Genomic DNA, 24,266 nt, shown 5'->3' on the forward strand with positions numbered 1-24,266 from the left:
CGTCAAATATGGCAAAAACTCGGGTTCTGGTTGAATTCGGCATGGGGACGTCTTTGCGGCGCGAGGACTATACCGAGGCTGCGTTGCGGGCCATCAAGGATGCATTGTGGCACAACTCCGTCAATATGGCCGAGCTGTTTGATTTCCCAAAGCAAGCAATGATCATCGATGCGCAAATCGGTGTGCAGCAGCCGGACAAGGTCGACACCCAGATTCTGAAAGACGTATTCCCTTACGGGCAGCCCAATATCACGGTGACGCATGGCGGTCTGGACATCGACAAACCGAATTCCGATGGCTGCACGGTCATCGCCAACGCGGCCGTCATCGTTTCCTTCGATATGGAGCCTGCGCAATGACCGAAAAACGCATCATTCTGGAAATGGGAACCGGAAATGACCTATACGGTCAGGATTACACCAAGGCTGCGCGCCGGGCGGTTCAGGACGCGTTGCATCATTCTTCGATCACGCTGTTTTCGAAGCTGGGTATCGATCACTCGGAAATGCGGGTCCAGGTGACAATCGGCGTTCAGAACCCTGATTTTGTGGATTGCGATCTGGTCGCCGCCGATCTGCCCCGGGGGCGGGCGCAGGTGCGCGCCGTCAAGGGCGGACTGGATATCGAAGACAGCGACGCCGGCACCCGGCACGTTGTTGCGACCGCCGCCATCGAGGCCTTTTTACCGGATCAGTCGGGAAAGTTCGTGCAGTCCTGAAAAAGAAAAAAGCCGCTCGGTCGAGCGGCTCATCTCATGGTCTGACTTGCTTTGAAATCAGAGGTTTTTGATGTCGGCGCGGGTCAGGCCGATATCATCCAGCTGGGCGTCGGACAGAACTGACAGCGCCTTGCGGGTCTTGCGGGATTCGTTCCACTGTGCGGCAGCTTCGAAAGCTCCGGTGAATGCGTCCACTACGTGCAGGATGGTAGCTGCTCCGAGCGGCGCATGGATGTTTGCGGTGGTTGCCATTTGCGCATTCCTTCTAACAGAAACAGCCGACCCGTTGTCGGTTGTGATCCTCATCTAGTATGCCCGGCACGGACTCACAAATGCTGGTCTGGTAAACCCGCAATGCATTTTGTGCATATCAATTAGGCACTTCGGGAAGCGGTTGCGCATAACATCAGCGCAGCCCATATATGAGCCCGGACAACAAACGGAGGCTTTCATGGCGGACAGCGACTTTCCCGGATGGCACGGCACAACGATCATCGGTGTCAAAAAGGGCGGAAAGGTTGTCATTGCCGGTGACGGGCAGGTCAGCCTGGGGCAGACCGTGATCAAGGGAACGGCCCGCAAGGTGCGCCGTTTGTCGCCCGGCGGGTTCGAGATTGTTGCAGGCTTTGCCGGTTCCACCGCAGATGCCTTTACCCTGCTCGAGCGGCTGGAGACCAAGCTTGAGGCGACGCCGGGCCAGCTGGCGCGCGCCTCGGTCGAGCTTGCCAAGGACTGGCGGACAGACAAATATCTGCAAAAGCTCGAGGCGATGCTGATTGTCACCGACGGCAAGGATCTGTTCGTGATCACCGGGGCAGGGGATGTGCTTGAGCCTGAACACAACGTGGCAGCCATTGGATCAGGCGGAAATTTCGCTCTGGCCGCTGCGCGCGCGATGATGGACAGCGACAAGTCGGCGGAAGACGTCGCCCGGCAATCCATGGCGATTGCGGCGGACATTTGTGTGTACACCAACGGCAAGCTGACGGTTGAAACGATCTCAGGCTAACAGGACCGAGATCTCCTTCCCCTTCCAGCGGCGGTGCATTCCGATCAGGCCCAGTATCGCGGCAATGACCACGATGTAGTAAGGTACGCGGATGTCGATGCTCATCAAGCCGCCGCCGACCAGCGACATGACGCCTCCGGCCAGGCAAAACACCGCAGTGGTCACGCCCATGACCCAACCCTGATCCGTTTCGCTGACCGATGAAGAGAACAGGCCCAGCATGGTCGGATAGGCCACGCCGAACAGGAAGTAGAAGAAGAACACCGGCACGTAGCTGAATACACCGCTGGGGCTGAACGCAAAGGCGATGCCGCAGATGATCATGACCACAAGCGATGTATAGATAATGCTGTGTTTGCTGAATCTCTCCTGTGCTGGTTTCACAAGGAACGTGCTTGAGAACGCCAACGCAAAGCCGATAACCACCATCGCCATACTGCCGCCGATCACACCGTAGCCGAAAGCGCTGGTCAGGAAATTATCCACGAACACATAAAACGTGACGTTGGCGATCATGAAGAACGAATAGACAGGCAGGATCTTCAACACCATGGGATGCCCGCGGACTGCGATCAGGCTGTCGGTGACGTCACGGGGACGGAAGACAAAGGCCGTGCGTTCGGTTCTTGTGTCCTTGAAATAGAACAGCACCAGGAAAATCGCGATCAAAACCAGAACGAAGGCTCCATAGAACGGCGTTTTGAGTGTGGCCGCACCACCCAACAGAGCAGCATCCGAAAGAACCGCACCAATGATCGGGCCGCCCACCAGACCAAAGCTGACGCCGGTCACGATATAGCCCATGTTTCGGTCCCGGTCCGCCGCATCCGTACTGCCATCAATCATTGCCGCCTGTGCAATGGGTTGGTTTCCGGCGGTAAAGCCGGTGATTGACCGGCCGGCAATCAGCAGCAGCAAACTGTTGAGGTAAAGCGCCGCGATGGTGATGGCGTACCCCGCAAGCGCTCCGCTCAGACAAACCAGCAAAGCGTTCTTGCGCCCGATCGAATCCGAGACTTTGGACACGTAGACAACGCCCAGAAACCAGGACAGGAAAAAGCAGCCAATCACCAGACCATAGTAGAAATGCCGCCGACCGACCGGCGTATTTTCCGGCAGAAACACGGACTTCGTCTCCATGATCAGTGAGTTGATGATGGGAAAGACCAGTCCCTGTCCGATCAGATCTACAAATACAACAAACAACAAAGTGATTTTGGCAATCTTAGTCATGCAACCCGCCCCGTTTCTTCAAATGGGGTGAGTGTAGCAGACAGGTGTCCTGACACCTAACACCATGCAAAAGGCCGGGTTTTACCCGGCCCCCGGCAGTCCTGATCGCGTGCGGATCAGTTCAGCGATGCCACGCCCAACGGCACGCCCGCGACCTCGCACCAGATGTAAACTTCGTTGTAGCCGGAAACATCCATGGTCGGCGGAACGGCATAGGATTGTTTGCCGGTCAGGTTCAGCAGCGCACCCAGCTTGCTGTCAGGATCATATGATCCGTCCTTGCCGAAAGCGACACGCGGGTCGGGCCCGCCATCCAGCGAGAAATCGTCGCCCAGTTCGACAATGTAGCGGTCTCCATTCTTGACCAGCTTCACCGAACCCGAGGTGATGTGCTTCGAACGGCCCTCGAACGTGCCTTTCTTTTTGGCACCGCCAGCAACGGCGACATTGGCACTGGTCAATGTCAGTGCCGCGCCGGCTGCAGCGGCTTTCACAAAGAGCGAGCGACGAGTCATCATGATGAGTTTTCTCCATTGGTAGACACGGGCTGGTTTGCCCGATGTTGTACGTTATGCCGCAGGCCTCGCCGCATACTCCAATCACTTCGGGACGAATTTCTGTGTGCGCACCGTGTGTTGGCGTGATGTTTTCGTGATCGGCTTGTGTTTTCGCGCCTTATGATTAGGTTCCGCTTCGAAACAAACGGATTGAGTGCATATGACCGACCTGACCCCGCGCGAGATTGTCTCGGAACTGGACCGCTTCATCATTGGCCAGAAGGATGCCAAACGTGCGGTTGCCGTCGCGCTGCGAAACCGCTGGCGGCGCAAGCAGTTGCCTGACGACATCCGGGACGAGGTCTATCCGAAAAATATCCTGATGATCGGCCCCACCGGCGTCGGCAAGACCGAGATCAGCCGTCGTCTGGCCAAACTGGCCCGCGCGCCCTTCATCAAGGTCGAGGCCACCAAGTTTACCGAGGTCGGCTATGTCGGGCGCGACGTGGAACAGATCGTGCGGGATCTGGCGGACGCCGCCATCCTGCAGACCCGCGAGTTCATGCGCGAAGACGTCAAGGCGCGCGCCCATCAGGCCGCCGAAGACCGGGTCATCGCCGCCATAGCCGGGGAAGACGCCCGCGAAGGCACGCGCGAGATGTTTCGCAAAAAACTGAAATCCGGTGAGCTGGACGATACGGTGATCGAGCTGGAACTCTCGGACACCTCGAGCCCGATGCCGATGTTCGACATTCCCGGCCAACCCGGCAGCCAGATGGGGATGATGAACCTGGGCGACATCTTCGGCAAGGCCTTTGGCGGACGCACGGTCAAACGCAAGATGACTGTCGCCGAAAGCTACGATGCCCTGATCGGGGAAGAGGCCGACAAGCTGCTGGATGATGAAACGGTCAACCGCGTGGCGCTGGAATCCGTCGAACAGAACGGCATCGTATTTCTGGATGAGATCGACAAGGTTTGCGCCCGCTCTGACGCACGCGGCGCTGATGTCAGCCGGGAAGGGGTTCAGCGGGACCTCTTGCCTTTGATTGAAGGCACAACCGTATCCACCAAGCATGGCCCCGTCAAAACAGACCACATCCTGTTTATCGCCTCCGGGGCGTTCCACATCGCCAAGCCCTCGGACCTGTTGCCGGAACTTCAGGGGCGTCTGCCGATCAGGGTCGAACTGCGCGCCCTGACGGAAGAAGACTTTGTGCGCATCCTGACTGAAACCGACAACGCCCTGACCCTTCAGTATACCGCGCTGATGGGGACCGAGGATGTTACTGTCCGGTTCAGCGAGGATGGCATCGCGGCGCTTGCCCGCATTGCGGCGGATGTGAACCAGAGCGTCGAAAACATCGGTGCGCGGCGGCTGTACACCGTGATGGAGCGCGTGTTCGAAGAATTGTCTTTCGCCGCCCCCGACAAGGCCGGAACGGAAATCACGGTCGACGCGGAATTTGTCAGCAGCAATCTGGGTGAACTGACCAAATCCACCGATCTCAGCCGTTACGTTTTGTAACACGCTCAGCCGGATTTTGCCTTTCTTCTACCCCGCGCCGCTGGACGTGGGGCGAGAATTCGATAGCTTGGCGCAAACCTGATCCGGGGATTGTCCGTGTTGCGCCATCTGATCCTGCTGCTTGCCTGTCTTTCACTCAGCGCCTGTGTCGACAGGACGGTGTCTGAAATCGTGCCTTCGGCTGCGGTTGTCGGCACGCCCAAGACGATCCTGGCAACCACGACCCGCGCCAAAGAGGCGAATGGGTCATACGGGTTCCGTCGCGGCGAATCCTTGCGCTACCTGGAAACCACGGTTTCGATTCCGCCAAATCACACCCCGGGAACCCTGAAGTTCTCCTACGCCAACCCAAATCCGAAGAAAGAGTTCGTGTTAGCGAACGTCACCGAACTGGATGGGCCGCAGGACCTGAAAACCCATTTGCGCGGCAAAGAAGACGTCACAATTTTTGTGCACGGATACAACTCGACCCAGACCGAGACCTTGTTTCGGGCCGCACAATTGTCCCACGATATCGGCCTGCCCGGAAACACTCTGGTCTATTCATGGCCCAGCCGTGCGACAGGCTTTGGCTATGCCTATGATCTGGACAGCATGCTGTTCGCCCGTGACGGGCTGGAACAGACCATTCGCTCTTTGAAATCAATGGGGGTCAAGCGGGTCATTCTGGTCGCGCATTCCATGGGAAGCGCTCTGACAATGGAGATGATGCGTCAGGCCGAGTTGCAGGAACCCGGCTGGGCCAAAAGGAACCTGGAAGGCGTGGTTCTGATTTCACCGGATCTGGACGTGGATCTGTTCCGCTCGCAGATGGAACGGATCAAGTCCCCGCCGGATCCGTTTCTCGTCATGGTTTCGCAAAAGGACAGGATTCTGAACATCTCGGCCCGTTTGCGCGGAACGGATGAGGGTGAGCGGTTGGGCAACATCAGCTCGATCGACAGTCTTGAAGAATTTCCGATCAGCGTGATCGACACCACCGCATTTAACAGCGATGCAGAATCATCGCATTTTGTGGCTGCGACTTCTCCGGCGCTGCTGGCGATCCTCAGCTCGCTCAGACGCGTCAACAATACGTTCGGGCCGGAAGATAGACCGGCTATCGACATTCTTGTCCCGCCAAGCCAGCGGAACCCGGACGGTGCAACCGAAATAGTCCTGACTGAAACAGGGCAGGCCGAGGTTACGACTCCGTGAACCCGGGCGGCCTGCGTCGGTATCTTGCCCAGAACGCAAGCTGGCTGAGCGCGGGGGCGCTGCTGACCTTTCTGTCGAGTTTCGGGCAGACCTTCTTTATCTCGATCTTCTCGGGCCAGATCCGGTCCGAATTCGGCCTGAGCCACGGTGCATGGGGAAGCCTCTATTCGCTGGGCACGCTGATGTCTGCGGTGTTGATGGTCTGGGCCGGAGGGCTGACCGATATCTTTCGCGTGCGGGCGCTGGGCCCGGCGGTTCTGACGGGGCTGGCGGTGGCCACAGCAGCGATGGCGCTGAACCAGTTGGTTGTTCTGCTGCCATTGGTCGTTTTCCTTCTCCGCCTGTTTGGACAGGGGATGAGCACCCATCTGGCGCTGGTCGCCATGGCGCGATGGTTTACCGCAACGCGGGGCAGGGCGCTTGCCATCGCCTCGGTCGGGTTTTCCATCGGCGAGGCGCTTTTGCCCCTGATCTTTGTCGCTGCAATGGCCCATCTCGACTGGCGAACACTGTGGCTTGTTTGCGCTGCCGTCACTGCGTTGGGAATACCGATCCTGATCCGACTGCTACGCCAGGAACGAACACCTCAAAGTCTGGCCAGTGAATATACCGCCACCGGCATGCAGGGCCGCCACTGGACCCGCCGGGACGCGCTTTTGCATCCGCTGTTCTGGTTCATGGCACCTGCATTGTTGGGTCCGTCCGCCTTCATCACGGCCTTCTTTTTTCATCAGGTTCATCTGGCCGAGGTCAAAGGCTGGCTTCATATCGAACTGGTGGCGCTGTTCCCGGTCTTCACCGCAGTCGGCGTGCTGTCTATGTTTGCGGCGGGCTGGGCGTTGGACAAATGGGGTACGGCGCGCATTATGCCGTTTTACCAGTTGCCTATGGCGCTGGGGTTTCTTGTTCTGTCCTTCACCGGTTCGATTGGTGGCGCCCTGACCGGTCTGGTCCTTCTGGCGCTGACCGTCGGTGCCAACAGCACGCTGCCCAGCGCATTCTGGGCCGAGTTTTACGGAACGCGCCACATCGGTGCGATCAAGGCATTGGCAACAGCGATCATGGTGCTTGGGTCGGCCATCGGCCCCGGACTGACGGGCATTCTGATTGATACCGGCATTCCGCTTGCGACCCAGTTTCTCTGGATCGGAGGGTTTTTCATTCTGGTCTGCGGGGTAACTTGGATCGGTATCACACAAGCCGCACGCACACTTTAACGCGTTCGGCGCAGGTACACGTAATAGGCTCCGTCGCCCCCGTGGCTGATATGGGCGGGTGTTATCTGAAGGACGGCCTGCGCCAGTGGCGGCAACGACAGCCATTGCGGAACCTGATTGCGCAGGACACCCCGCGGCGTCGGGATCGGTCCGGGCTCATCCCTGTCCTTGCCTTTGCCAGTGACAACCAGAACCAGACGCTTGCCAGAAGCCTGCGCAGTCAGAACAAACCGCACCAGAGCCGGATGTGCCGTGTCCACGCGCATTCCGTGCAGGTCCAGCTTGCCTTCCGGCTTCAGCTTGCCGCGCTTCATTCGCGCAAAGGCCTTGGTGTCCATCTGCACCGGACTTGCCCGCAGACTGTCTCCAATTGCGGGTTTCAGGGCATGTTGCGCCGGATTTGTCGTTGCTTTCTGCCCCAGTTCAAACTCGTCAAATCTCGGTTTTGGCTGCCGGTTCGGCTTGGGTTTCGGCAAAACGGTCGGGTGGATCGTCTGCGGAATCTCGGGGTGCAAACGCTCGGCCCGTTTCGCAACCTTTCGCCACAATTCCACCTCTTCTGCGGTGAGCTTTCGGCGGGACATCACAACTCATCCGGCGACATGGCATAAGCGCGCTGAATCGGCAGCAACACAACCATGCGGCCCGGATCCTTCAGCCTCCCTGCAGCCTGACCGGCGGTGTCGCCGGTTCCGAAAAAGATATCGGCGCGCTGCGCGCCCTTGATGGCCGCACCAGTGTCTTGCGCGATCATCAGGCGGCGCAGCGGATTTGCCCCATCCTTTTCCAACCAGACTGGTGCTCCCAGCGGCGTATAGGCCGGGTCCGTCGCAATACTGCGCATGGTCGTGACCGATCGGTTCATGGCACCCAGCGGTCCCCGGTCTGGAGCAACCCGTGTGACTTCGCGGAAGAACACATAGGACGGGTTGTGGAACAACAGTTCCGCACCAGCCTCGGGGTTCTTGCGTACCCAGGCCCGGATCATCTGGGCGCTGACCTCGTGTGCGCCAAGAACACCGCGCCTGATTAGCTCGACCCCGATCGACCGATAGGGGTGGCCGTTCGCGCCGCCATATCCGACGCGCAAGGCGCTGCCATCGGGCAGGCGAATTCGCCCCGAGCCCTGAATCTGAAGAAAGAACAGCTCAACCGGATCGTCGACCCACGCAATCTCAAGCCCGCGCCCGGCCATGGCCTCGCCCGTCAGGATTTCGCGGCGGCTCAGCCATTTGTCGGCAGCGCGTGCCTCGGGCGGAATTTTATATAGCGGATATCTGAACCGATCCGATCGGGTTCTGGACCCGTCCAGTTCCGGCTCGAAATACCCGGTGAACAAAGCCTCCTTGCCGTCTTCGACAAGGACAGGGCGAAAGAACAGTTCAAAGAAGGCCCGGGCTGCGTCAGGGGAATAAGTCTTGGCCACGCCGCACAAGGCCCGCCAGTCCGGGTCATTCAGGTCGTTGCAGGTGTTCAGAAAAACCGAAAGGGCCGCCCCGTGATCGTCGGCGGCCCAGCCATCCAGATCGTCGAATGACAGGATGGATCGCGTCGCCTCGGCTCCGGCGGCGCTGGCGGCGGTCATCGCGCCCACCAGTAAGAGCGACCGGAGCGTGGCAATCATGCGTCCGTGGCGACAAGCAGCCAGTTCGGATCATCCGAGCCCATGACACGGGCAAAGGTCCAGCTGTCCTTCTGGCGTTTGACCGTGTTGGGGCTACCTTCGATGATGTCCCCGCCACGATCCCGCACCACCGAAGTCAGTTCACCCACAAACTTCATGGTGATCTCGGCCTGATTGGTGTCCTTGTCGAAACGGGCATCGGCCAGCACGGTTTCACGCACACCGATGAATTCGGCTTCGATGGTCAGGCCCCGGTCTTCGCGGTCGGCCACAACGGAAACGAAAGTGTCAAAGACCTCTTCCGACAGGAAAGGCTGGATTTCGTCCAGGTTGCCCTTTTCGAACCCCATCACGATCATCTCGTAAGCGCCGCGTGCACCCTGCACGAATTCGGTGACGGAAAATCCGGGCTCGATCCGTTTCATCGCGGCCAGTGTCTGGGCCTGCTCGCTGTCTTCGGGAACGTGGTCGGTGATGTCATGATCCGGGCCGCCGTCGATCACTTCAAAATCGCGGCGTGCCTTGTTGGAACCGGGCTGCTGCAGAGGAGGTTTCTCGAAACCTTCACGCGTACCCAGAACGCTTTTCAGGCGCAGGATCAGGAAAACGGCAATTCCGGCCAGGACCAGCAGCTGGATCATGGGTTCGTTCATTTCATCCTCTTTTCAGAACCGCGACTTTGTATACGCGGCCTCATGTCACTATGTAGGTGACAGTTTAGGGCAAGTCCACTGCCCTGCGCACGCGAAAGGATGACGAAAATGTATCTGTTTCTGGCATTTCTGTTGGTGCCGATCATCGAGATTGCCCTGTTCATTCAGGTTGGCGGTCTGATCGGACTTTGGCCGACACTTGCAATCGTTGTCCTGACAGCCTTTCTGGGCACCGCTTTGGTGCGGACGCAAGGCCGCATGGCGCTGGGTGAATTACAGAGAACATTCAACAATCTCGACGACCCGACCGAACCCCTGGCCCATGGCGCCATGATCATTCTGTCAGGCGTATTGTTGCTGACGCCCGGCTTTTTTACCGATGCCGTGGGCTTTGCGCTGCTTATCCCCGGCGTAAGGGTTGCCGTGTTCCGGTATCTGAAATCCAAAGTAACGGTGACGCATTTTCAGATGGGCACCGGTGCACAATTTCACCAGCGCAATGATCCCTTTGGTCAGGATGGCGTGATCGATGGCGAATTTACCGAGGTTCATCCCCGCAAAGAACCAACAAAACCGTCGAAATGGGTGGATGGTCCGCACGAGCATTGAGGTGCCGCGCCCAACTTGATAAGCAGTGGCGAAATTCAATTTTGGAGTAGATCCATGGCCGAAGAAAAAGCCGCAGACAACGCTGCGGCACAAACCGCCCCGCAGGTTCAGATGCGGGTTCTGGGGCAATTCATCCGCGATATGTCCTTTGAAAACGTGATGGCGCAAAAGGGTGTATCCGGCGATGTGCAGCCCGAGATTGCCGTACAGGTCAATCTGGACGCGAAAAAGCGCCCGGCAGACCACCAGTTCGAGGTTTCGATCAAGCTGAACCTGACCTCGAAAGCCAAGGGCATGGAAGACATCCTGTTCCTGTGCGAAATCGACTATTGCGGACTGTTCCACGTGGAAGGTGTGCCCGAGGATCAATTGCACCCGTTCCTGATGATCGAATGTCCGCGGATGCTGTTCCCGTTCCTGCGCCGCGTTGTCAGCGACATCACCCGCGACGGTGGTTTCCCGCCGGTCAACCTGGACACAATCGACTTTGTCGGCCTCTACCGTAACGAGTTGATGCGCCGCCAGGCCGAAGCCCAGAAGGCCGAAGCCTGATAAATCTGACCCGCGCCGGACATTGGTTCAGGCGCGGGTCCAAAGGGCATTTTCGCCCAGTTTTTCTAGAAATTCCTGATGTGCGGCGCGTTCATCTTCGGTGATCCGCGGCGCAAGCGGGGTTGCGCGCGGCGCCGGACGCCAATCCTCGCTGCCTCCGGAGGCATTTGCGGTAGACGCCGACAGGCCGAAATCGGGTTGCCGCCCGCCGATCAGTTCCAGATACACCTCCGCCAGAATCTCCGAGTCGAGCAGAGCGCCATGCAGAACACGGTTCGAGTTGTCGATGCCGAACCTGCGGCACAGCGCATCCAGCGAGGCGGGCGAGCCCGGAAACCGCTTTCGTGCAATGGCCAGCGTATCCAGAGCCTGATCCATCGGAATCGGGGCCAGGCCCATCCAGCCCAGTTCGGCGTTCAGGAATTTCATATCGAAGGATGCGTTGTGGATCACCAATCGCGCATCGCCCACAAAATCGCGGAATCCCTGGCCGACCTTGGCGAATACAGGTTTGTCCTTAAGCGTCACCTGGCCTTTTTCTGGCGGGCGGGGCGGATCCAGCAAATCCGGACCGATCCCGTGCACACCAAATGCCTCTTCCGGCATCAAGCGCTGGGGGTTGATGTAGACATGATAGGTTTCGCCCGTCGCGACGTGATTCCACAGCTCGACCGCACCAATTTCAACGATCCGGTCGCCGCTTTCGGGATCAAAGCCCGTGGTTTCGGTGTCGAGAACGATCTCACGCATTTGCCAGTCCTGCCCTGATCTGCCTGACCACATCCTGCACCTGCGCGCGCGCATGGTCCAGCGTATCGGTGACAATCACGAAATCCGACCGCGCACATTTTTCCTCATTCGGCATCTGCTTGGCGCGAATTTGCTCGAACTGCGCTTCGGATATCGTTCCGCGGGCCATGACGCGGCGTTTTTGTTCCTCGGCCGGGATCGACACGCAGGCAACGGCATCCATGGCGACGTTTCCGCCCGTTTCGAATAAAAGCGGGATGTCGAACACCAGAATATCCTCGGTCGCGGTTTCCCGGAACCTGGCTCGATCCGCAGCAACCAGCGGGTGCACTATGCTTTCTACGGTTTTCAGAGCGGAAGGATCAGAGGTGATGATCTGTTTCAACGCATCCCGGCTGACAGCGCCGTCAAGGACAGCCTCGGGAAACACAGCAGCCATCGGCGCAACTGCCGCTCCACCTGCAGAATAAAGCTGGTGGACTGCCGCGTCCGCGTCCCACAACCCGCAGCCTTCGGCCACGAACATCTGTGCCGTCGTGCTTTTGCCCATGCCGATCGAGCCGGTCAGGCCAAGAACAAAACTCATGCCAAGGCCGCCGCGCGGGTTTCTGCGGTGACTTCAGGGCGCACTCCGAACCAGCGCTCAAAACCCGGAACCGCCTGATGCAACAGCATGCCCAGACCGTCCACCGTTGTGCATCCGGCTTCTTCAGCCTGTTCCAGCAAGCGGGTGCGCAGCGGGGCGTAGACCAAATCATTTACTACGGTGCCGGGCTGCAAGCCATCCAGCGGCACGCGCAGTTCGGGTTGACCCTGCATTCCCAGCGAGGTTGTGTTCACCACAAGCTCGGCCTCTTCAATGACATTTCCGGCCTGCACCCAGTCAATCACGGTAATGCGCTGGCCGAATTCTTCTTTCAGATGATCGGCACGAGTGCGGGTTCGGTTGGTCAGCAGGATCTCGGGGACGCCAGCATCCGCCAGGGCGGACAGAATGGCGCGCGCTGCGCCGCCGGCCCCAAAGACCACGGCCGGCCCGTCCTGCGGGTTCCAGTCGGACGCGCCTGCGCGCAGGTTCTCCATAAAGCCATACCCGTCTGTGTTATCGGCATGGATCGAGCCATCGTCGCGAAACACAAGCGTATTCGCTGCCCCGATGACCGAAGCCCGGTCAGACACATGATCGGCCAGACGCAGTGCGGCTTCTTTATGCGGAACCGTCACATTCGCACCCACAAACCCGGCTTTCGTCAAACTCCGCAAAACTGTTTCCAGATCCGCGGGCGTGACATCCATGGGAACATAATGCCCGGCCAGACCATAGGTCTGTAGCCAATGACCGTGCAGCTTGGGCGACCGGGAATGCGCCACCGGGTGCCCGATCACCCCGGCCAGAGGAATACGATGTTCCGTCATTGATCGATCACCCCTTTTACGGCCAGATAGTTGAGCAACTCCAACAGGGGCATACCCAAGACGTTAAAATAGTCGCCGTCAATGGTGGCGAACAGCCGCGCGCCTTCTTCTTCCAGCTTATAGGCACCTACGGCGTATCGGATACTGTCCCAATTGCGCGCCACATAATCCTTCAGATAGGCATCCGAACTGGCCCGCATCCGCAGACGAACCTGCCCCACATGTCGCCAGATCGGTTCCCCGTTCTGATAAATGACGGCAGCCGACAGCAACATGTGCCGTTTCCCCCGCATCGCCTTCAACTGGGCCAGTGCGTCATCAGGCGTCTCCGGCTTGGACAACAAACGGCCTTCGAAGTCCAGAACCTGATCACATCCCAGAACTATGGCCCCCGGGTTCTTGTCGCTGATTTTTCGCGCCTTCATCTCGGCCAGCGCATCGGCAATGTCACGCGGTGATGCCTCTTCAGCCAACAGCGCGCGTTTCATGCTATCTTCATCTACGCGCGCGACCTGAACGGAAAACGGGACACCCGCGTTCTCCAGAAGTTGCGCCCGGATGGCCGAGCCCGAAGCGAGTATGATGGGGACAGGCATGTGGAAAACCCCGTGGGCAAAGCGTTGAGTGATCTGGGACGTTTTGTATGGTTTTCAGGTTGACACGCAACCCCGCGATTTCGGCGCGGATCTTCCCCGAGTCGCCCGAAAACTGTCAAAGCAGGACAAGAATAACTTTGGAAATCGGGAAAACCGCGATGTCCCCAGTTGGCCATCGAGTTATCCACAGTGAAGATCGCGTAATGGTATACTAACTATATGAATTTAAGCGATAAATAATTAAATTAACAAGATCAGCGGCATTGCGGTCAACTCTATCCACCTGGGGAAAAGTGAAGGGCAAAAAAGTAATCCACGGATTCTGCTCTCTCTACAAAACCATCATCCTTTCTCTTTTCTTATTTTTTTATTAGGGAGAGTTCCGAGCAACGCCCGGAGCCAGAATGACCGATCTTCTTTTCACGATTTACCCGTGGGTGAAGTCTTTACATATCATGGCCGTGATCTCTTGGATGGCAGGTCTGTTCTATTTACCCAGATTGTTCGTTTATCACGTGGAAAAGGCGCAATCCGTCGACGGGGCTGAACAGATTTTCTTTGAAATGGAAGAAAAGCTGTTACGGGTCATCATGCGCCCGGCAATGATCGTGGCCTGGGCCTGCGGCCTGATCATGGTTTTTACTCCGGGTATCGTCGGCTGGGACTGGTCCTGGCCCTGGGTCAAGGGCGCAGCAGTGATCGGGATGACCTGGTTCCATCACTGGCTGATGGCACGTCGCAAGGACTTTCTTGAAGGCCGAAACAAGCTCACTGGGCGCCAGTACCGCATGATGAACGAGGTACCGACCGTTTTGATGGTTGCCATCGTTCTGGCGGTCATTCTGAAGTTCTGAAGGCCTGTTTGACTCTGCCAGCCGTCGCGCTTATGTAGGGATCAACACGCCCGTCCGGGCGGCGTATCTTCCGTACTGAAATTCCACTTCGTGCCGCGATGCCAGCGGTGAAGGTATTTATCATGACAACTGAAGCCCTGAATCTGGCCGACCTGAAAGCCAAAAGCCCCAAAGACCTTCTGGCGATGGCCGAAGAACTGGAGATCGAAAACGCCTCGACCATGCGGAAAGGCGAGATGATGTTCCAGATTCTACGCGAACGCGCGGATGATGGCTGGACCGTTGGCGGTGATGGTGTGCTTGAAGTGCTGCAGGACGGTTTTGGCTTCCTGCGCTCGCCCGAGGCGAACTATCTGCCGGGTCCGGACGATATCTATGTCTCGCCTGACATGATCCGCCTGCACTCACTGCGGACCGGGGACACGGTTGAAGGCGAGATCAAGGCACCAGATGAGAACGAACGTTATTTTGCGCTGACCAAGGTCACAAAGATCAACTTCGAAGATCCTGATAAGGCCAAGCACAAAATCCTGTTCGACAACCTGACGCCGCTGTATCCGGATGAGCGTCTGAAGATGGAGATCGAAGATCCCACAATCAAGGACAAATCGGCGCGTGTCATCGACCTGGTTTCGCCAATTGGTAAAGGCCAGCGTTCGCTGATCGTGGCACCGCCGCGCACCGGTAAGACGGTGATCCTGCAGAACATCGCGCATTCGATCGAGCAGAACCACCCCGAGTGCTACCTGATCGTCCTGCTGATCGACGAACGCCCGGAAGAAGTGACCGATATGCAGCGCTCGGTGAAGGGTGAGGTTGTGTCCTCGACCTTTGACGAACCGGCGACGCGCCACGTGGCCGTGTCGGAAATGGTGATCGAAAAAGCCAAACGCTTGGTCGAACATAAACGAGATGTTGTTATTCTTCTCGATTCAATAACAAGACTTGGTAGGGCATTTAACACTGTGGTGCCATCCTCGGGTAAAGTTCTGACCGGTGGTGTGGACGCCAACGCGCTGCAGCGGCCCAAGCGGTTCTTTGGTGCCGCGCGGAACATCGAAGAGGGCGGCTCGCTGACCATCATCGCCACCGCGCTGATCGACACCGGCAGCCGGATGGACGAGGTGATCTTCGAAGAATTCAAAGGTACGGGTAACTCGGAAATCGTTCTGGATCGCAAGATTGCAGACAAGCGCGTGTTCCCGGCGATCGACATCCTCAAGTCCGGTACCCGGAAAGAGGACCTGCTGGTCGACAAGGGTGATCTGGCGAAGACCTTCGTTCTGCGCCGCATCCTCAACCCGATGGGCACGACGGACGCGATCGAGTTCCTGTTGTCGAAGTTGAAACAGACCAAGACGAACGGCGAGTTCTTCGATTCGATGAACACCTGACACAGGTCTTAAACGACGCGAGGCCTTCGAATGGATACGATATTCGCCTTGGCCAGCGCGCAAGGCAAAGCAGGGGTGGCGGTTATCCGCCTCTCTGGTCCACAGGCGCATGAGGCCGCGGCAGAACTGACCCGCGGTACATTGCCTTCCCGCGGCATGCACCTCCGATCCCTGTATGCGCAGGATGGGGGGCGGTTGGATGATGGACTTGTACTGACCTTCGAAGGACCGGCCAGCTTTACCGGCGAAGATGTGGCTGAGCTGCAGATCCATGGCAGTACGGCTTCAGTGAACGCCGTTTTGCGCTGTCTGTCTGACATGGAAGATCTGCGCTTGGCTGAACCCGGAGAGTTTACGCGCAGAGCATTGGAAAACGGCAAGATGGATTTGACGCAAGTCGAAGGTCTGGCCGATCTGATTGACGCGGAGACCGAAGCTCAGCGTAAACAGGCGCAAACGGTTTTGGCTGGTGAATTGGGTGTTCTGGCCGAGCGCTGGCGTCGTGACCTTATCCGCGCCGCGTCCTTGTTGGAGGCGGTTATCGACTTTGCCGATGAAGACGTGCCGACAGATGTTACGCCTGAGGTGCGGTCGCTTGTATCGGGTGTCATGGATGACCTGCGCCGGGAAGCGGAAGGCGTAAAAATAGCCGAACGAATTCGAACAGGATTTGAGGTGGCCATCGTTGGTTTGCCGAATGCAGGTAAATCCACTCTGCTAAATGCCTTGGCCGGGCGGGAAGCTGCAATAACCTCGGAATTTGCCGGAACAACCCGTGATGTGATTGAGGTTCGCATGGACCTTGCCGGGCTGCCTGTCACATTGTTGGACACAGCCGGGTTGCGCGAAACCGAGGATCACGTTGAAAGCCTAGGAATCGAACTGGCCCGAAAACGCGCCGAAGCTGCTGATTTGCGAGTGTTTTTGGCTGATTCTCCGCAAGATCTGGGTGTTCCGATGAGCGAAGGAGATATCCAGGTCTTTCCGAAATCCGACCTGCGTTCACATTCCAAAGGTGGAATATCAGGGAAAACCGGGGAAGGGATAGATCAGCTAATATCCCAGATATCGTGTGTCTTGGCGCAGCGATATACCAGCCATGGTATCGCCACGCGCGAACGGCACCGTGTATCGCTGAACAAAGCTTTGCAATCCTTGTCCGACGCAACAAGCGTTCTGGAATCAGGTCCGGATCTGTATGATATCGCAGCCGAGGAACTGCGTTCAGCCATACGCGCCCTTGAATCACTGGTCGGCAGAATAGATGTTGAAAACCTGTTGGACGAAATATTCTCCAGCTTCTGCCTGGGTAAGTAGGGAGTGTTTCACGTGAAACATTCAATGTTTGATGTCGTCGTAATTGGTGCCGGTCACGCCGGAACCGAAGCCGCACATGCCGCAGCCCGGTTGGGTGCCGCCACCGCATTGGTCACCTTGTCTGAAACGGATATCGGAGTAATGTCCTGCAATCCGGCAATCGGCGGGCTGGGCAAGGGGCATCTGGTTCGGGAAATTGATGCCCTGGGGGGCGTCATGGGTCAGGTCGCCGATCAGGCTGGTATTCAATTTCGCCTGCTTAATCGCCGCAAGGGTCCGGCCGTGCAGGGGCCCCGAACACAGGCTGACCGCGCGTTGTATCGGTCCGCCATGCAAGCGACGACGAAAAGACAGGAAAACCTGTCCGTGATTACCGGGGAAGTCGTCGACTTCCTGATGGATGGATCACGAGTTGCCGGAGTTCAACTGGCTGACTCATCAGAGATTCACGCGAAAACTGTTATTCTGACCTCAGGTACTTTTCTTCGGGGCGTGATACATATCGGAGATGCGTCAAAGCCCGGAGGTCGGATGGGGGACCGGCCATCGGTGAAACTGGCGGAGCGCCTGGACGGATTTGATCTTCCGATGTCACGTCTCAAAACCGGGACACCACCGCGATTGGACGGCAGAACCATCGATTGGTCGGGACTGGATGAGCAAAAGGGCGATGAGGATCCAACATTTTTTTCGTTTCTGACAAAAACAGCGGTCGCGCCACAAATTTCATGCGGGATCACCCATACCAACGAACGTACCCACGAGATAATTCAAAACAACCTGTCCCGTTCGGCGATGTATGGCGGTCACATAGATGGCGTTGGGCCCAGATATTGCCCGTCGATCGAAGATAAAATCGTTAGGTTTGCGGACAAGGATTCCCATCAGGTTTTCCTTGAACCAGAAGGTGTGAAAGACCACACAATCTACCCGAATGGAATTTCGACATCTCTGCCTCAGGATGTTCAACTGGCCTATGTGCGGTCCATAAAGGGACTTGAGGCCGCTGAAATACTACAACCTGGATACGCGATCGAATATGACTACGTGGATCCACGTGTTCTGACGAGTTCACTGTCTTTGCCTGATGTACCGGGTCTATATCTTGCGGGTCAGATCAACGGTACCACAGGATATGAGGAAGCGGCGGCACAAGGTATGGTCGCAGGTCTGAATGCGGCCTTGGAAGCGCAAGGGCGGGATCCGGTACACTTTACAAGGGCCGACAGCTATATCGGTGTCATGATCGACGATCTGACAACGCGTGGTGTGGCAGAACCCTATCGAATGTTTACATCCCGGGCAGAATTCAGGCTGTCCCTTCGTGCTGACAATGCAGATCAACGGTTGACACCCATTGGGATGAAACTGGGTTGCATTGATGAACGTCGAAGAATCCAGTTTGAAGAAAGAGTTCAAAAATTGGATCAGGTTAAGTCGCGCCTGAAAGAACAAAGCTTCACGCCAAAGGAAGTGCGAGCTGCGGGAATCAATGTCAACCAGGACGGAAACCGCAGGGATGGAATGGCAATCCTAGCCTTCCGAGATGTCAGTTTTCAGGATTTGATCCCGCTACTCCCGGATCTTGAACAGGTCGAAGATGAAATTCGGTTGCAGGTCGAGCGAGACGCGCTTTATGCGAATTATATCGCGCGCCAGCAAAGGGATGTCGAAGCTATGAAGCGGGATGAATCCTATGAAATCCCACGAGATTTCGATTATTTCGGGATGGAGGGGCTATCTTCAGAGATGAAGCAAAAACTCTCGTCAGCAAGACCCGAAAATATCGCACAGGCCAGCCGGGTCGAAGGCGTTACTCCTGCCGCTCTGGCACTGGTTCTTGCAAAACTAAGGCGCGGCCTGAAGGCCCGGAAAGCATGAGTTCAGAGTTTGCCTTGTTTGACGGGCTGAATGTTTCACGTGAAACATTTGCTCGGTTTGAGACCTACGTAGATTTGGTGAATCGCTGGAACCCTAAGATCAACCTTGTTTCGAAAAACAGTCATTCGGAGATCTGGACACGCCACATCCTGGATTCCGTGCAGGTATTCCGTTGTGTCGAGAGCTTTGGGCATTGGGTGGATCTGGGCAGCGGAGGGGGCTTCCCGGGCATGGTTTGCGCAATTATGGCCATTGATGAAGCACCTGACTCCAGATTCACCTTCTTGGAAAGCGATCAGCGAAAATCGGCCTTCTTGCGAAATGTAGCCCGGGAATGCGGCGCAAACTGCACTGTAGTTTCCAAGCGGATCGAGTTGGCGGAACCTGCCGAAGCAGATGTACTATCCGCCAGAGCATTGGCCGATCTGAGTAAACTATTGTCGTTCTGCGACAGGCATTTAGCCGATTCCGGCGTAGCGCTGTTCCCAAAAGGCGCAAACTGGAAAAAAGAACTGGAAGACGCGCGTAAGGAATGGAATTTTGGTGTTGAGCCAATTAGAAGTTTAACCGAACCCCAAGCCGTTATCCTTAAGGTCAAAGGAGTATTACGTGGTTGATCTGTCTCGCCCGGTAGGGCCTCGGATAATTGCGGTTGCCAATCAGAAGGGTGGGGTAGGGAAAACCACAACAGCGATCAACTTAGCGGCAGGCCTCGCCGAAGCGGGGTGTAAAGTTCTAGTTGTGGACCTTGATCCGCAGGGGAACGCGTCAACCGGTCTGGGCGTCGAGGACCGCGACTGGACGACCTATGACCTGATTCTTGACGATGCTCCGCTGGAGGCGGTGATTCAGGAAACGGAGATTGACGGGCTTTTTGTTGTCCCAGCCACTGTCGATCTGAGTTCAGCCGATATTGAGCTCATTTCCAATGAAAAACGCAGCTATCTGCTTCACGATGCGCTACGTCAGACCGCAATTGACAAATTTGAGTTGGATTATGTGCTGATCGATTGCCCGCCGTCCCTGAATTTGCTGACGATCAACGCCATGGTTGCGGCCCATTCGGTGCTGGTTCCGCTTCAAAGCGAGTTCTTCGCACTTGAGGGGCTGTCTCAGTTAATGCTGACTATTCGAGAGGTTCGCCAGACCGCAAATCCGGACCTGAGAATCGAAGGTGTTGTGTTGACCATGTATGACAACCGCAACAACTTGTCCCGCCAGGTTGAAAAAGACGCGCGTGACAATCTGGGTGAGATGGTATTTAAAACCAAGATACCCAGAAATGTTCGGGTCAGCGAAGCGCCGTCTTATGCGTTGCCGGTCTTGCAGTACGACTCGGGGTCTCTGGGGGCGATGGCCTACCGTCACCTGGCCCGGGAAGTCATGCAAAAAAATAACAGAGCCGCCGCCTAGGTAGCAGTGAGGAGGCCGACGTGAACGTCAAAAAAACAAAATCCCGGGGATTGGGGCGGGGATTGTCGGCCCTTATGGCTGATGTCGCAACTGAAACAGATGGGCGCGGCTTTTCTGAATCCCGCCGCCCTGATCTCAAGGTTCCGATCGAAAAACTGCGTGCGAACCCGAACCAGCCACGCCGTACTTTCTCAACCGATCAATTGGATGAACTTGCGGCGTCGGTAAAAGAAAAGGGCATCATCCAGCCGCTGATCGTGCGCCAGATCAATGGTAGCGAGTATGAGATCGTGGCGGGGGAGCGACGCTGGCGGGCCGCACAGATGGCGCAGCTGCACGACATCCCGGTCATTGTTCGGGACTTTGACGATACCGAGGTTCTGGAAGTTGCCATCATTGAAAACATCCAGCGCGCTGATCTGAACGCGGTGGAAGAGGCCGCTGGCTATAAACAGTTGATGGACCGCTTTGGTCACACGCAGGAAAAGCTTGCAGAAGCCCTGGGCAAAAGCCGCAGCCACATAGCCAACCTACTCCGCCTTCTGTCTCTGCCAATTGACGTTCAAACCCTTGTTATTGAAGGGAAATTGTCCGCAGGACATGCGAGGGCGCTTATCACGGCCGAAAACCCGTCTGAATTGGCGAAAATTGTCGTCCGAGATGGGTTGTCTGTTCGAGCAACCGAAGCTTTGGTCAAAAAGAAGCAAGACGGTCCGGCAACAACGACACCCAGGGCCAGAAATCTGGATGCGGGCAAGGATGCGGACACCCGAGCGCTGGAAAAGGATCTTTCGGCAATCCTTGCGATGAAGGTGTCCATCAATCACAAGGCCGGAACTGAATCGGGTCAGGTTGTTTTGACCTATGAAAACCTGGACCAGCTGGACGATTTGTGCGCCAAGCTCAGCCGTTAGGCCGGGTCCAGATAAAACCCATTACGCCGCCCAGAACGAGGGCCTGAATGATCAGGACGTGGGCTGGCAGGGAAAGCAGAACAGACAATCCAAACACGGCGGCAACCGACAAGGTTGCCGCCTTTTTTGCGGCCGGGCGGATCGCACCGGAACTTTGCCAATCCAGAATCATCGGGCCAAAGGTCCTGTGGGTGATCAGCCAATTGTGCAACCGGGATGAGGAGCGCGCGAAGAAAAACGCTGCAAGCAGTAAGAACGGCACCGTTGGAAGCAACGGCAGGACAATCCCCACAACCGCCAGTGCCACGCATAGCAACCCCAGTCCGGCCCAAAGAAACTGCATGCGCTACTCCAACAATTCGCAGATCACGGCATTCAGCACCGCGCGACCGTCTTTGGTTGCAAAAAGACGGTTTTGATCACGACTGATCATCCCGTAGGACTCGAGCTCATCCAATTTGTCCGGATTCAACGGGGCTTTGGAAAGGGCTGCGAGCCGGTCCATGTCCAGCCCCTCGGCAATACGCATCCCCATCAACAGGTATTCATTTGCCTGATCTTTTGATGACAGGGCGGTTCGGGACTTTTCGCCATTGCCGTTCAAAGCAGCTGTTAGCCACCTGGTCGGAGACAAATAGGTTTCGGTCGCCATCTTTTGCCCCGACAACGTCAGGCGCCCATGTGCACCGGGGCCAATGCCGACGTAATCTCCGTACCGCCAGTATATGAGGTTGTGTCGGGATTCCGCGTCTGTGCGGGCATGATTTGAAATCTCGTATGCCGGCAGACCATGAGCTTCGCAAATCTCCTGCGTGGCCAGATACATGTCTGCCGCGCTGTCATCTTCCGGAAGCCCGCGCAGTTTGCCGACCGCATAGCGGTCACCGAAAGCCGTGCCTTCTTCAATTGTCAGCTGATAAAGCGACAAGTGGTCCACCGCCATGCCCAGTGCTTCGGTCAACTCCGATTTCCACGCCTCCAGCGTTTGGTGCTGGCGGGCATAGATCAGGTCGAAGCTGACACGGTCAAAACAATGACGGGCAATGTCGAACGCCGCTTGCGCTTCGGCCACTGTGTGAACGCGTCCCAAACGGCGCAGATCATCATCGTTCAGGGCCTGAATGCCCATCGAAATGCGATTGACCCCGGCGTCACGATAGGCGGCAAAGCGTCCGGCCTCGACCGAACCGGGATTGGCTTCCAGTGTAATTTCAAGGCTGTTGGATGGGCGCCACAGGCTGCGCGCCTGCTCGATCACACCAGCAACGGTTTCCGGCGCCATCAAAGATGGTGTTCCGCCGCCAAAGAAGATCGTGTTCAGAACCCGGCCTGGCGTTTCGGCGGCCGAGCGGGTCAGCTCAGCAAGAAACGCTTCAAGCCATTGTTTTTGAACGATATTTCTAGAAACATGGCTGTTGAAGTCACAATAGGGGCATTTGGCCTCGCAAAAAGGCCAATGCACATACAGGCCAAAGCCCCCGTTGCGCCAATCATCCGCCAAAGCAGCCTTTCACGAACATCTCCACCGCGCGCCCACGATGGCTGATCTTGTTCTTTTCCCAACGGTCCATTTCGGCAAAGGTAATTTCGTATCCGTCGGGGACAAACATCGGGTCATACCCAAATCCGCCTTCGCCACGGATGGGCCAGACCAGGTGGCCGGGTGCGATTCCTTCGAACACTTCATCATGTCCGTCGGGCCAGGCCAGAACCAGCGTGCTGCGGAATTGCGCGGTGCGGGGGTGGGGCGCGTTTTTTTCCTCCAGCTCGTTATGCGCCCGATTCATCGCCATAAGGAAGTCGCGTCCGTCGCCGGTTTCGGCCCAATCGGCGGTGTAGACGCCCGGCGCGCCGTCCAGCGCGTCGATGGTAATTCCGGAATCGTCCGACAGGGCAGGCAGGCCGGTGGCCTTGGCAGCGGCATGAGCCTTGATCCGGGCGTTGCCGACGAACGTGTCCTCGGTTTCTTCCGGTTCGGGAAGATCCATTTCACCGGCGCCCACGACGGACACTCCAAAGGGCTCGAGAAGATGCGCCATCTCCTTGAGCTTGCCTTTGTTATGCGTGGCCACCAGCAGCCTGTCGCCGTCGAACTTGCGGGTCATGCGGCGGCGGCCTTTTGCGCTGCAGCCAATTCCGTCACGCCCTTTTCCGCCAAATCCATAAGCTGGTCCATCTGAGTGCGGCTAAAGACAGACCCTTCAGCGCTCATCTGTACCTCGATCAGCTTGCCCGACCCGGTCATGATGAAGTTGCCATCGACGCCGGCTTCGCTGTCCTCGGGGTAGTCCAGATCCAATACCGGCTGGCCTGCATAAATACCGCAAGAAACTGCTGCAACAGGGTCCACTAAGGGGTCCGAGATCACATCGCCAGTTTTCATCAGTTTGTTGACTGCCAAACGCAAGGCAACCCATCCACCGGTGATCGAAGCGCAACGGGTGCCGCCATCGGCCTGGATCACATCACAGTCCACGGTGATCTGACGCTCGCCCAGTGCAACCCGATCCACACCGGCGCGCAGGGCGCGGCCGATCAGGCGCTGGATTTCCACGGTGCGCCCGCCTTGCTTGCCCGATGCCGCTTCGCGCCGCATTCTTGTATTGGTCGCGCGCGGCAGCATGCCGTATTCGGCTGTGACCCAGCCAAGGCCCGAGCCTTTGATAAAGGGCGGCACACGATCCTCGATCGTGGCGGTACACAATACATGGGTATCGCCCATCTTGATCAGACAGGAACCTTCGGCATGTTTGGTAAAGCCCGTTTCAATTGAAACCGGGCGCATTTCGTTTAGATCACGTCCAGAGGGTCGCATTGAAAATCCTTTGTTTGCTGGCTTGGGGATAACGCCCCCTTGGCTTACGATGCAACCCCGATTGACCTTTCAATTGCCT

The 24,266-nt window shown here is 57.1% G+C and carries 29 protein-coding genes; 15 read left to right on the plus strand and 14 right to left on the minus strand.

Annotated features, from left to right (window positions below; genetic code table 11):
• The first annotated feature begins 8 nt into the window (after nucleotides 1–8).
• Together ACR0J8_RS11020 and ACR0J8_RS11025 are read left to right on the plus strand one after the other, a co-directional pair.
• A complete protein-coding gene (locus tag ACR0J8_RS11020) occupies nucleotides 9–359 on the plus strand; it encodes a Lin0512 family protein (protein WP_480523048.1) in 351 nt (116 codons plus the stop codon).
• Nucleotides 356–718 (plus strand): Lin0512 family protein, encoded by a 363-nt coding sequence (locus tag ACR0J8_RS11025; protein ID WP_480523049.1) that lies wholly within the window; start codon nucleotides 356–358, stop codon nucleotides 716–718. The genes ACR0J8_RS11020 and ACR0J8_RS11025 overlap by 4 nt, the downstream gene beginning before the upstream one ends.
• A gap of 57 nt (nucleotides 719–775) precedes the next feature.
• Here ACR0J8_RS11025 and ACR0J8_RS11030 read toward each other — a convergent pair whose 3' ends face one another.
• Nucleotides 776–970: a DUF1127 domain-containing protein gene (locus tag ACR0J8_RS11030; protein ID WP_170612793.1), complete on the minus strand. Its 195-nt coding sequence runs from the start codon at nucleotides 968–970 to the stop codon at nucleotides 776–778.
• A 199-nt stretch (nucleotides 971–1,169) separates the two neighbouring features.
• On the opposite strand from ACR0J8_RS11030, the gene hslV reads away from it, so the two are divergent.
• Complete coding sequence (gene hslV / locus ACR0J8_RS11035; protein WP_170680110.1) at nucleotides 1,170–1,727, plus strand: ATP-dependent protease subunit HslV; 558 nt, start codon at nucleotides 1,170–1,172, stop codon at nucleotides 1,725–1,727.
• Here the strand turns inward: hslV and ACR0J8_RS11040 are convergent.
• Both ACR0J8_RS11040 and ACR0J8_RS11045 read right to left on the minus strand, forming a co-directional pair.
• Nucleotides 1,719–2,960: an MFS transporter gene (locus ACR0J8_RS11040; protein ID WP_480890172.1), complete on the minus strand. Its 1,242-nt coding sequence runs from the start codon at nucleotides 2,958–2,960 to the stop codon at nucleotides 1,719–1,721. The two genes, hslV and ACR0J8_RS11040, sit on opposite strands and share 9 nt — an antisense overlap.
• Before the next feature lie 116 nt (nucleotides 2,961–3,076).
• Nucleotides 3,077–3,478 carry a DM13 domain-containing protein gene (locus tag ACR0J8_RS11045; RefSeq protein ID WP_480523052.1) on the minus strand — a complete coding sequence of 134 codons (402 nt, stop codon included), beginning with the start codon at nucleotides 3,476–3,478 and terminating at the stop codon, nucleotides 3,077–3,079.
• A 199-nt stretch (nucleotides 3,479–3,677) separates the two neighbouring features.
• On the opposite strand from ACR0J8_RS11045, the gene hslU reads away from it, so the two are divergent.
• From hslU to ACR0J8_RS11060, 3 genes are all read left to right on the plus strand, one after another.
• On the plus strand, nucleotides 3,678–4,985 hold the full coding sequence (gene hslU / locus ACR0J8_RS11050; protein WP_170612785.1) for an ATP-dependent protease ATPase subunit HslU: 1,308 nt from the start codon (nucleotides 3,678–3,680) through the stop codon (nucleotides 4,983–4,985).
• Between the two features lie 96 nt (nucleotides 4,986–5,081).
• Nucleotides 5,082–6,182 carry an alpha/beta hydrolase gene (locus tag ACR0J8_RS11055; protein WP_170680116.1) on the plus strand — a complete coding sequence of 367 codons (1,101 nt, stop codon included), beginning with the start codon at nucleotides 5,082–5,084 and terminating at the stop codon, nucleotides 6,180–6,182.
• Entirely contained in the window at nucleotides 6,179–7,399 is a 1,221-nt protein-coding gene (locus ACR0J8_RS11060; RefSeq protein WP_480523054.1) for an MFS transporter, read from the plus strand. Before ACR0J8_RS11055 ends, ACR0J8_RS11060 begins: the two co-directional genes overlap by 4 nt.
• On the opposite strand, the gene ACR0J8_RS11065 is transcribed toward ACR0J8_RS11060, so the two are convergent.
• The 3 genes from ACR0J8_RS11065 to ACR0J8_RS11075 are packed head-to-tail and all read right to left on the minus strand — an operon-like array spanning nucleotide 7,396 to nucleotide 9,676.
• The gene (locus tag ACR0J8_RS11065; protein ID WP_480523055.1) at nucleotides 7,396–7,983 is read right to left on the minus strand and encodes a Smr/MutS family protein; all 588 of its coding nucleotides are present in this window, start codon (nucleotides 7,981–7,983) and stop codon (nucleotides 7,396–7,398) included. The two genes, ACR0J8_RS11060 and ACR0J8_RS11065, sit on opposite strands and share 4 nt — an antisense overlap.
• Nucleotides 7,983–9,023, minus strand: coding sequence for a murein transglycosylase A (mltA, locus tag ACR0J8_RS11070; protein WP_480523056.1), 1,041 nt, complete (start codon nucleotides 9,021–9,023; stop codon nucleotides 7,983–7,985). The genes ACR0J8_RS11065 and mltA overlap by 1 nt, the downstream gene beginning before the upstream one ends.
• Complete coding sequence (locus ACR0J8_RS11075; protein ID WP_480523057.1) at nucleotides 9,020–9,676, minus strand: Tim44/TimA family putative adaptor protein; 657 nt, start codon at nucleotides 9,674–9,676, stop codon at nucleotides 9,020–9,022. Before ACR0J8_RS11075 ends, mltA begins: the two co-directional genes overlap by 4 nt.
• A gap of 108 nt (nucleotides 9,677–9,784) precedes the next feature.
• Between ACR0J8_RS11075 and ACR0J8_RS11080 the strand changes: the two genes are divergently transcribed.
• Together ACR0J8_RS11080 and secB are read left to right on the plus strand one after the other, a co-directional pair.
• The gene (locus tag ACR0J8_RS11080; protein WP_480890177.1) at nucleotides 9,785–10,285 is read left to right on the plus strand and encodes an FxsA family protein; all 501 of its coding nucleotides are present in this window, start codon (nucleotides 9,785–9,787) and stop codon (nucleotides 10,283–10,285) included.
• Nucleotides 10,286–10,339: 54 nt separating this feature from the next.
• The gene (gene secB, locus ACR0J8_RS11085) at nucleotides 10,340–10,837 is read left to right on the plus strand and encodes a protein-export chaperone SecB (RefSeq protein WP_170680123.1); all 498 of its coding nucleotides are present in this window, start codon (nucleotides 10,340–10,342) and stop codon (nucleotides 10,835–10,837) included.
• Nucleotides 10,838–10,864: 27 nt separating this feature from the next.
• Here the strand turns inward: secB and dnaQ are convergent, their stop codons facing one another.
• The 4 genes from dnaQ to ACR0J8_RS11105 are packed head-to-tail and all read right to left on the minus strand — an operon-like array spanning nucleotide 10,865 to nucleotide 13,599.
• Nucleotides 10,865–11,587 (minus strand): DNA polymerase III subunit epsilon, encoded by a 723-nt coding sequence (gene dnaQ, locus ACR0J8_RS11090; protein WP_480890180.1) that lies wholly within the window; start codon nucleotides 11,585–11,587, stop codon nucleotides 10,865–10,867.
• On the minus strand, nucleotides 11,580–12,173 hold the full coding sequence (gene coaE, locus ACR0J8_RS11095) for a dephospho-CoA kinase (RefSeq protein WP_480890183.1): 594 nt from the start codon (nucleotides 12,171–12,173) through the stop codon (nucleotides 11,580–11,582). The genes dnaQ and coaE overlap by 8 nt, the downstream gene beginning before the upstream one ends.
• Nucleotides 12,170–13,003 (minus strand): shikimate dehydrogenase, encoded by an 834-nt coding sequence (locus ACR0J8_RS11100; protein WP_480890186.1) that lies wholly within the window; start codon nucleotides 13,001–13,003, stop codon nucleotides 12,170–12,172. The genes coaE and ACR0J8_RS11100 overlap by 4 nt, the downstream gene beginning before the upstream one ends.
• Entirely contained in the window at nucleotides 13,000–13,599 is a 600-nt protein-coding gene (locus ACR0J8_RS11105; RefSeq protein ID WP_480523060.1) for a Maf family protein, read from the minus strand. Before ACR0J8_RS11105 ends, ACR0J8_RS11100 begins: the two co-directional genes overlap by 4 nt.
• Nucleotides 13,600–14,003: 404 nt before the next feature.
• Between ACR0J8_RS11105 and ACR0J8_RS11110 the strand changes: the two genes are divergently transcribed.
• The 7 genes from ACR0J8_RS11110 (at nucleotide 14,004) to ACR0J8_RS11140 (ending at nucleotide 21,372) form a co-directional block, all read left to right on the plus strand.
• Nucleotides 14,004–14,453 (plus strand): CopD family protein, encoded by a 450-nt coding sequence (locus ACR0J8_RS11110; RefSeq protein ID WP_170612763.1) that lies wholly within the window; start codon nucleotides 14,004–14,006, stop codon nucleotides 14,451–14,453.
• A gap of 122 nt (nucleotides 14,454–14,575) precedes the next feature.
• Entirely contained in the window at nucleotides 14,576–15,847 is a 1,272-nt protein-coding gene (rho, locus tag ACR0J8_RS11115; protein WP_480523061.1) for a transcription termination factor Rho, read from the plus strand.
• Between the two features lie 30 nt (nucleotides 15,848–15,877).
• Nucleotides 15,878–17,164, plus strand: a complete 1,287-nt coding sequence (gene mnmE / locus ACR0J8_RS11120; protein ID WP_480523062.1) for a tRNA uridine-5-carboxymethylaminomethyl(34) synthesis GTPase MnmE — start codon at nucleotides 15,878–15,880, stop codon at nucleotides 17,162–17,164.
• A 12-nt stretch (nucleotides 17,165–17,176) separates the two neighbouring features.
• Nucleotides 17,177–19,045 (plus strand): tRNA uridine-5-carboxymethylaminomethyl(34) synthesis enzyme MnmG, encoded by a 1,869-nt coding sequence (mnmG, locus tag ACR0J8_RS11125; RefSeq protein WP_480523063.1) that lies wholly within the window; start codon nucleotides 17,177–17,179, stop codon nucleotides 19,043–19,045.
• Nucleotides 19,042–19,662 carry a 16S rRNA (guanine(527)-N(7))-methyltransferase RsmG gene (gene rsmG / locus ACR0J8_RS11130; protein ID WP_480890189.1) on the plus strand — a complete coding sequence of 207 codons (621 nt, stop codon included), beginning with the start codon at nucleotides 19,042–19,044 and terminating at the stop codon, nucleotides 19,660–19,662. The genes mnmG and rsmG overlap by 4 nt, the downstream gene beginning before the upstream one ends.
• Nucleotides 19,655–20,458 carry a ParA family protein gene (locus ACR0J8_RS11135; protein ID WP_480523065.1) on the plus strand — a complete coding sequence of 268 codons (804 nt, stop codon included), beginning with the start codon at nucleotides 19,655–19,657 and terminating at the stop codon, nucleotides 20,456–20,458. The genes rsmG and ACR0J8_RS11135 overlap by 8 nt, the downstream gene beginning before the upstream one ends.
• A gap of 20 nt (nucleotides 20,459–20,478) precedes the next feature.
• A complete protein-coding gene (locus ACR0J8_RS11140; protein WP_321249903.1) occupies nucleotides 20,479–21,372 on the plus strand; it encodes a ParB/RepB/Spo0J family partition protein in 894 nt (297 codons plus the stop codon).
• Here ACR0J8_RS11140 and ACR0J8_RS11145 read toward each other — a convergent pair.
• From ACR0J8_RS11145 to rph, 4 genes are read right to left on the minus strand one after another with little or no spacing between them, the layout of a single operon-like run.
• The gene (locus ACR0J8_RS11145; RefSeq protein WP_170612749.1) at nucleotides 21,362–21,715 is read right to left on the minus strand and encodes a YbaN family protein; all 354 of its coding nucleotides are present in this window, start codon (nucleotides 21,713–21,715) and stop codon (nucleotides 21,362–21,364) included. The two genes, ACR0J8_RS11140 and ACR0J8_RS11145, sit on opposite strands and share 11 nt — an antisense overlap.
• A 3-nt stretch (nucleotides 21,716–21,718) precedes the next feature.
• Nucleotides 21,719–22,873, minus strand: coding sequence for a radical SAM family heme chaperone HemW (hemW, locus tag ACR0J8_RS11150; RefSeq protein WP_480523067.1), 1,155 nt, complete (start codon nucleotides 22,871–22,873; stop codon nucleotides 21,719–21,721).
• Entirely contained in the window at nucleotides 22,863–23,477 is a 615-nt protein-coding gene (gene rdgB / locus ACR0J8_RS11155; RefSeq protein WP_480890194.1) for an RdgB/HAM1 family non-canonical purine NTP pyrophosphatase, read from the minus strand. The genes hemW and rdgB overlap by 11 nt, the downstream gene beginning before the upstream one ends.
• Complete coding sequence (gene rph, locus ACR0J8_RS11160; protein WP_480523069.1) at nucleotides 23,474–24,187, minus strand: ribonuclease PH; 714 nt, start codon at nucleotides 24,185–24,187, stop codon at nucleotides 23,474–23,476. The genes rdgB and rph overlap by 4 nt, the downstream gene beginning before the upstream one ends.
• Between the last annotated feature and the right edge of the window lie 79 nt (nucleotides 24,188–24,266).

The organism is Ruegeria sp. N11, from assembly GCF_056531525.1.

What these genes read in the sequence shown, in the direction of transcription:
- ACR0J8_RS11145 (WP_170612749.1), bottom strand. Translation starts at nt 21,715, where the DNA reads ATGCAGTTTCTTTGGGCCGGACTGGGGTTGCTATGCGTGGCACTGGCG.
- hslU (WP_170612785.1), top strand. Translation starts at nt 3,678, where the DNA reads ATGACCGACCTGACCCCGCGCGAGATTGTCTCGGAACTGGACCGCTTC.
- mltA (WP_480523056.1), bottom strand. Translation starts at nt 9,023, where the DNA reads ATGATTGCCACGCTCCGGTCGCTCTTACTGGTGGGCGCGATGACCGCC.
- ACR0J8_RS11025 (WP_480523049.1), top strand. Translation starts at nt 356, where the DNA reads ATGACCGAAAAACGCATCATTCTGGAAATGGGAACCGGAAATGACCTA.
- rph (WP_480523069.1), bottom strand. Translation starts at nt 24,187, where the DNA reads ATGCGACCCTCTGGACGTGATCTAAACGAAATGCGCCCGGTTTCAATT.
- ACR0J8_RS11110 (WP_170612763.1), top strand. Translation starts at nt 14,004, where the DNA reads ATGACCGATCTTCTTTTCACGATTTACCCGTGGGTGAAGTCTTTACAT.
- ACR0J8_RS11075 (WP_480523057.1), bottom strand. Translation starts at nt 9,676, where the DNA reads ATGAACGAACCCATGATCCAGCTGCTGGTCCTGGCCGGAATTGCCGTT.
- ACR0J8_RS11040 (WP_480890172.1), bottom strand. Translation starts at nt 2,960, where the DNA reads ATGACTAAGATTGCCAAAATCACTTTGTTGTTTGTTGTATTTGTAGAT.
- coaE (WP_480890183.1), bottom strand. Translation starts at nt 12,173, where the DNA reads ATGAGTTTTGTTCTTGGCCTGACCGGCTCGATCGGCATGGGCAAAAGC.
- dnaQ (WP_480890180.1), bottom strand. Translation starts at nt 11,587, where the DNA reads ATGCGTGAGATCGTTCTCGACACCGAAACCACGGGCTTTGATCCCGAA.
- ACR0J8_RS11105 (WP_480523060.1), bottom strand. Translation starts at nt 13,599, where the DNA reads ATGCCTGTCCCCATCATACTCGCTTCGGGCTCGGCCATCCGGGCGCAA.
- ACR0J8_RS11100 (WP_480890186.1), bottom strand. Translation starts at nt 13,003, where the DNA reads ATGACGGAACATCGTATTCCTCTGGCCGGGGTGATCGGGCACCCGGTG.
- secB (WP_170680123.1), top strand. Translation starts at nt 10,340, where the DNA reads ATGGCCGAAGAAAAAGCCGCAGACAACGCTGCGGCACAAACCGCCCCG.
- rho (WP_480523061.1), top strand. Translation starts at nt 14,576, where the DNA reads ATGACAACTGAAGCCCTGAATCTGGCCGACCTGAAAGCCAAAAGCCCC.
- ACR0J8_RS11045 (WP_480523052.1), bottom strand. Translation starts at nt 3,478, where the DNA reads ATGATGACTCGTCGCTCGCTCTTTGTGAAAGCCGCTGCAGCCGGCGCG.
- ACR0J8_RS11020 (WP_480523048.1), top strand. Translation starts at nt 9, where the DNA reads ATGGCAAAAACTCGGGTTCTGGTTGAATTCGGCATGGGGACGTCTTTG.
- ACR0J8_RS11080 (WP_480890177.1), top strand. Translation starts at nt 9,785, where the DNA reads ATGTATCTGTTTCTGGCATTTCTGTTGGTGCCGATCATCGAGATTGCC.
- mnmE (WP_480523062.1), top strand. Translation starts at nt 15,878, where the DNA reads ATGGATACGATATTCGCCTTGGCCAGCGCGCAAGGCAAAGCAGGGGTG.
- ACR0J8_RS11065 (WP_480523055.1), bottom strand. Translation starts at nt 7,983, where the DNA reads ATGTCCCGCCGAAAGCTCACCGCAGAAGAGGTGGAATTGTGGCGAAAG.
- rsmG (WP_480890189.1), top strand. Translation starts at nt 19,042, where the DNA reads ATGAGTTCAGAGTTTGCCTTGTTTGACGGGCTGAATGTTTCACGTGAA.
- ACR0J8_RS11030 (WP_170612793.1), bottom strand. Translation starts at nt 970, where the DNA reads ATGGCAACCACCGCAAACATCCATGCGCCGCTCGGAGCAGCTACCATC.
- rdgB (WP_480890194.1), bottom strand. Translation starts at nt 23,477, where the DNA reads ATGACCCGCAAGTTCGACGGCGACAGGCTGCTGGTGGCCACGCATAAC.
- hslV (WP_170680110.1), top strand. Translation starts at nt 1,170, where the DNA reads ATGGCGGACAGCGACTTTCCCGGATGGCACGGCACAACGATCATCGGT.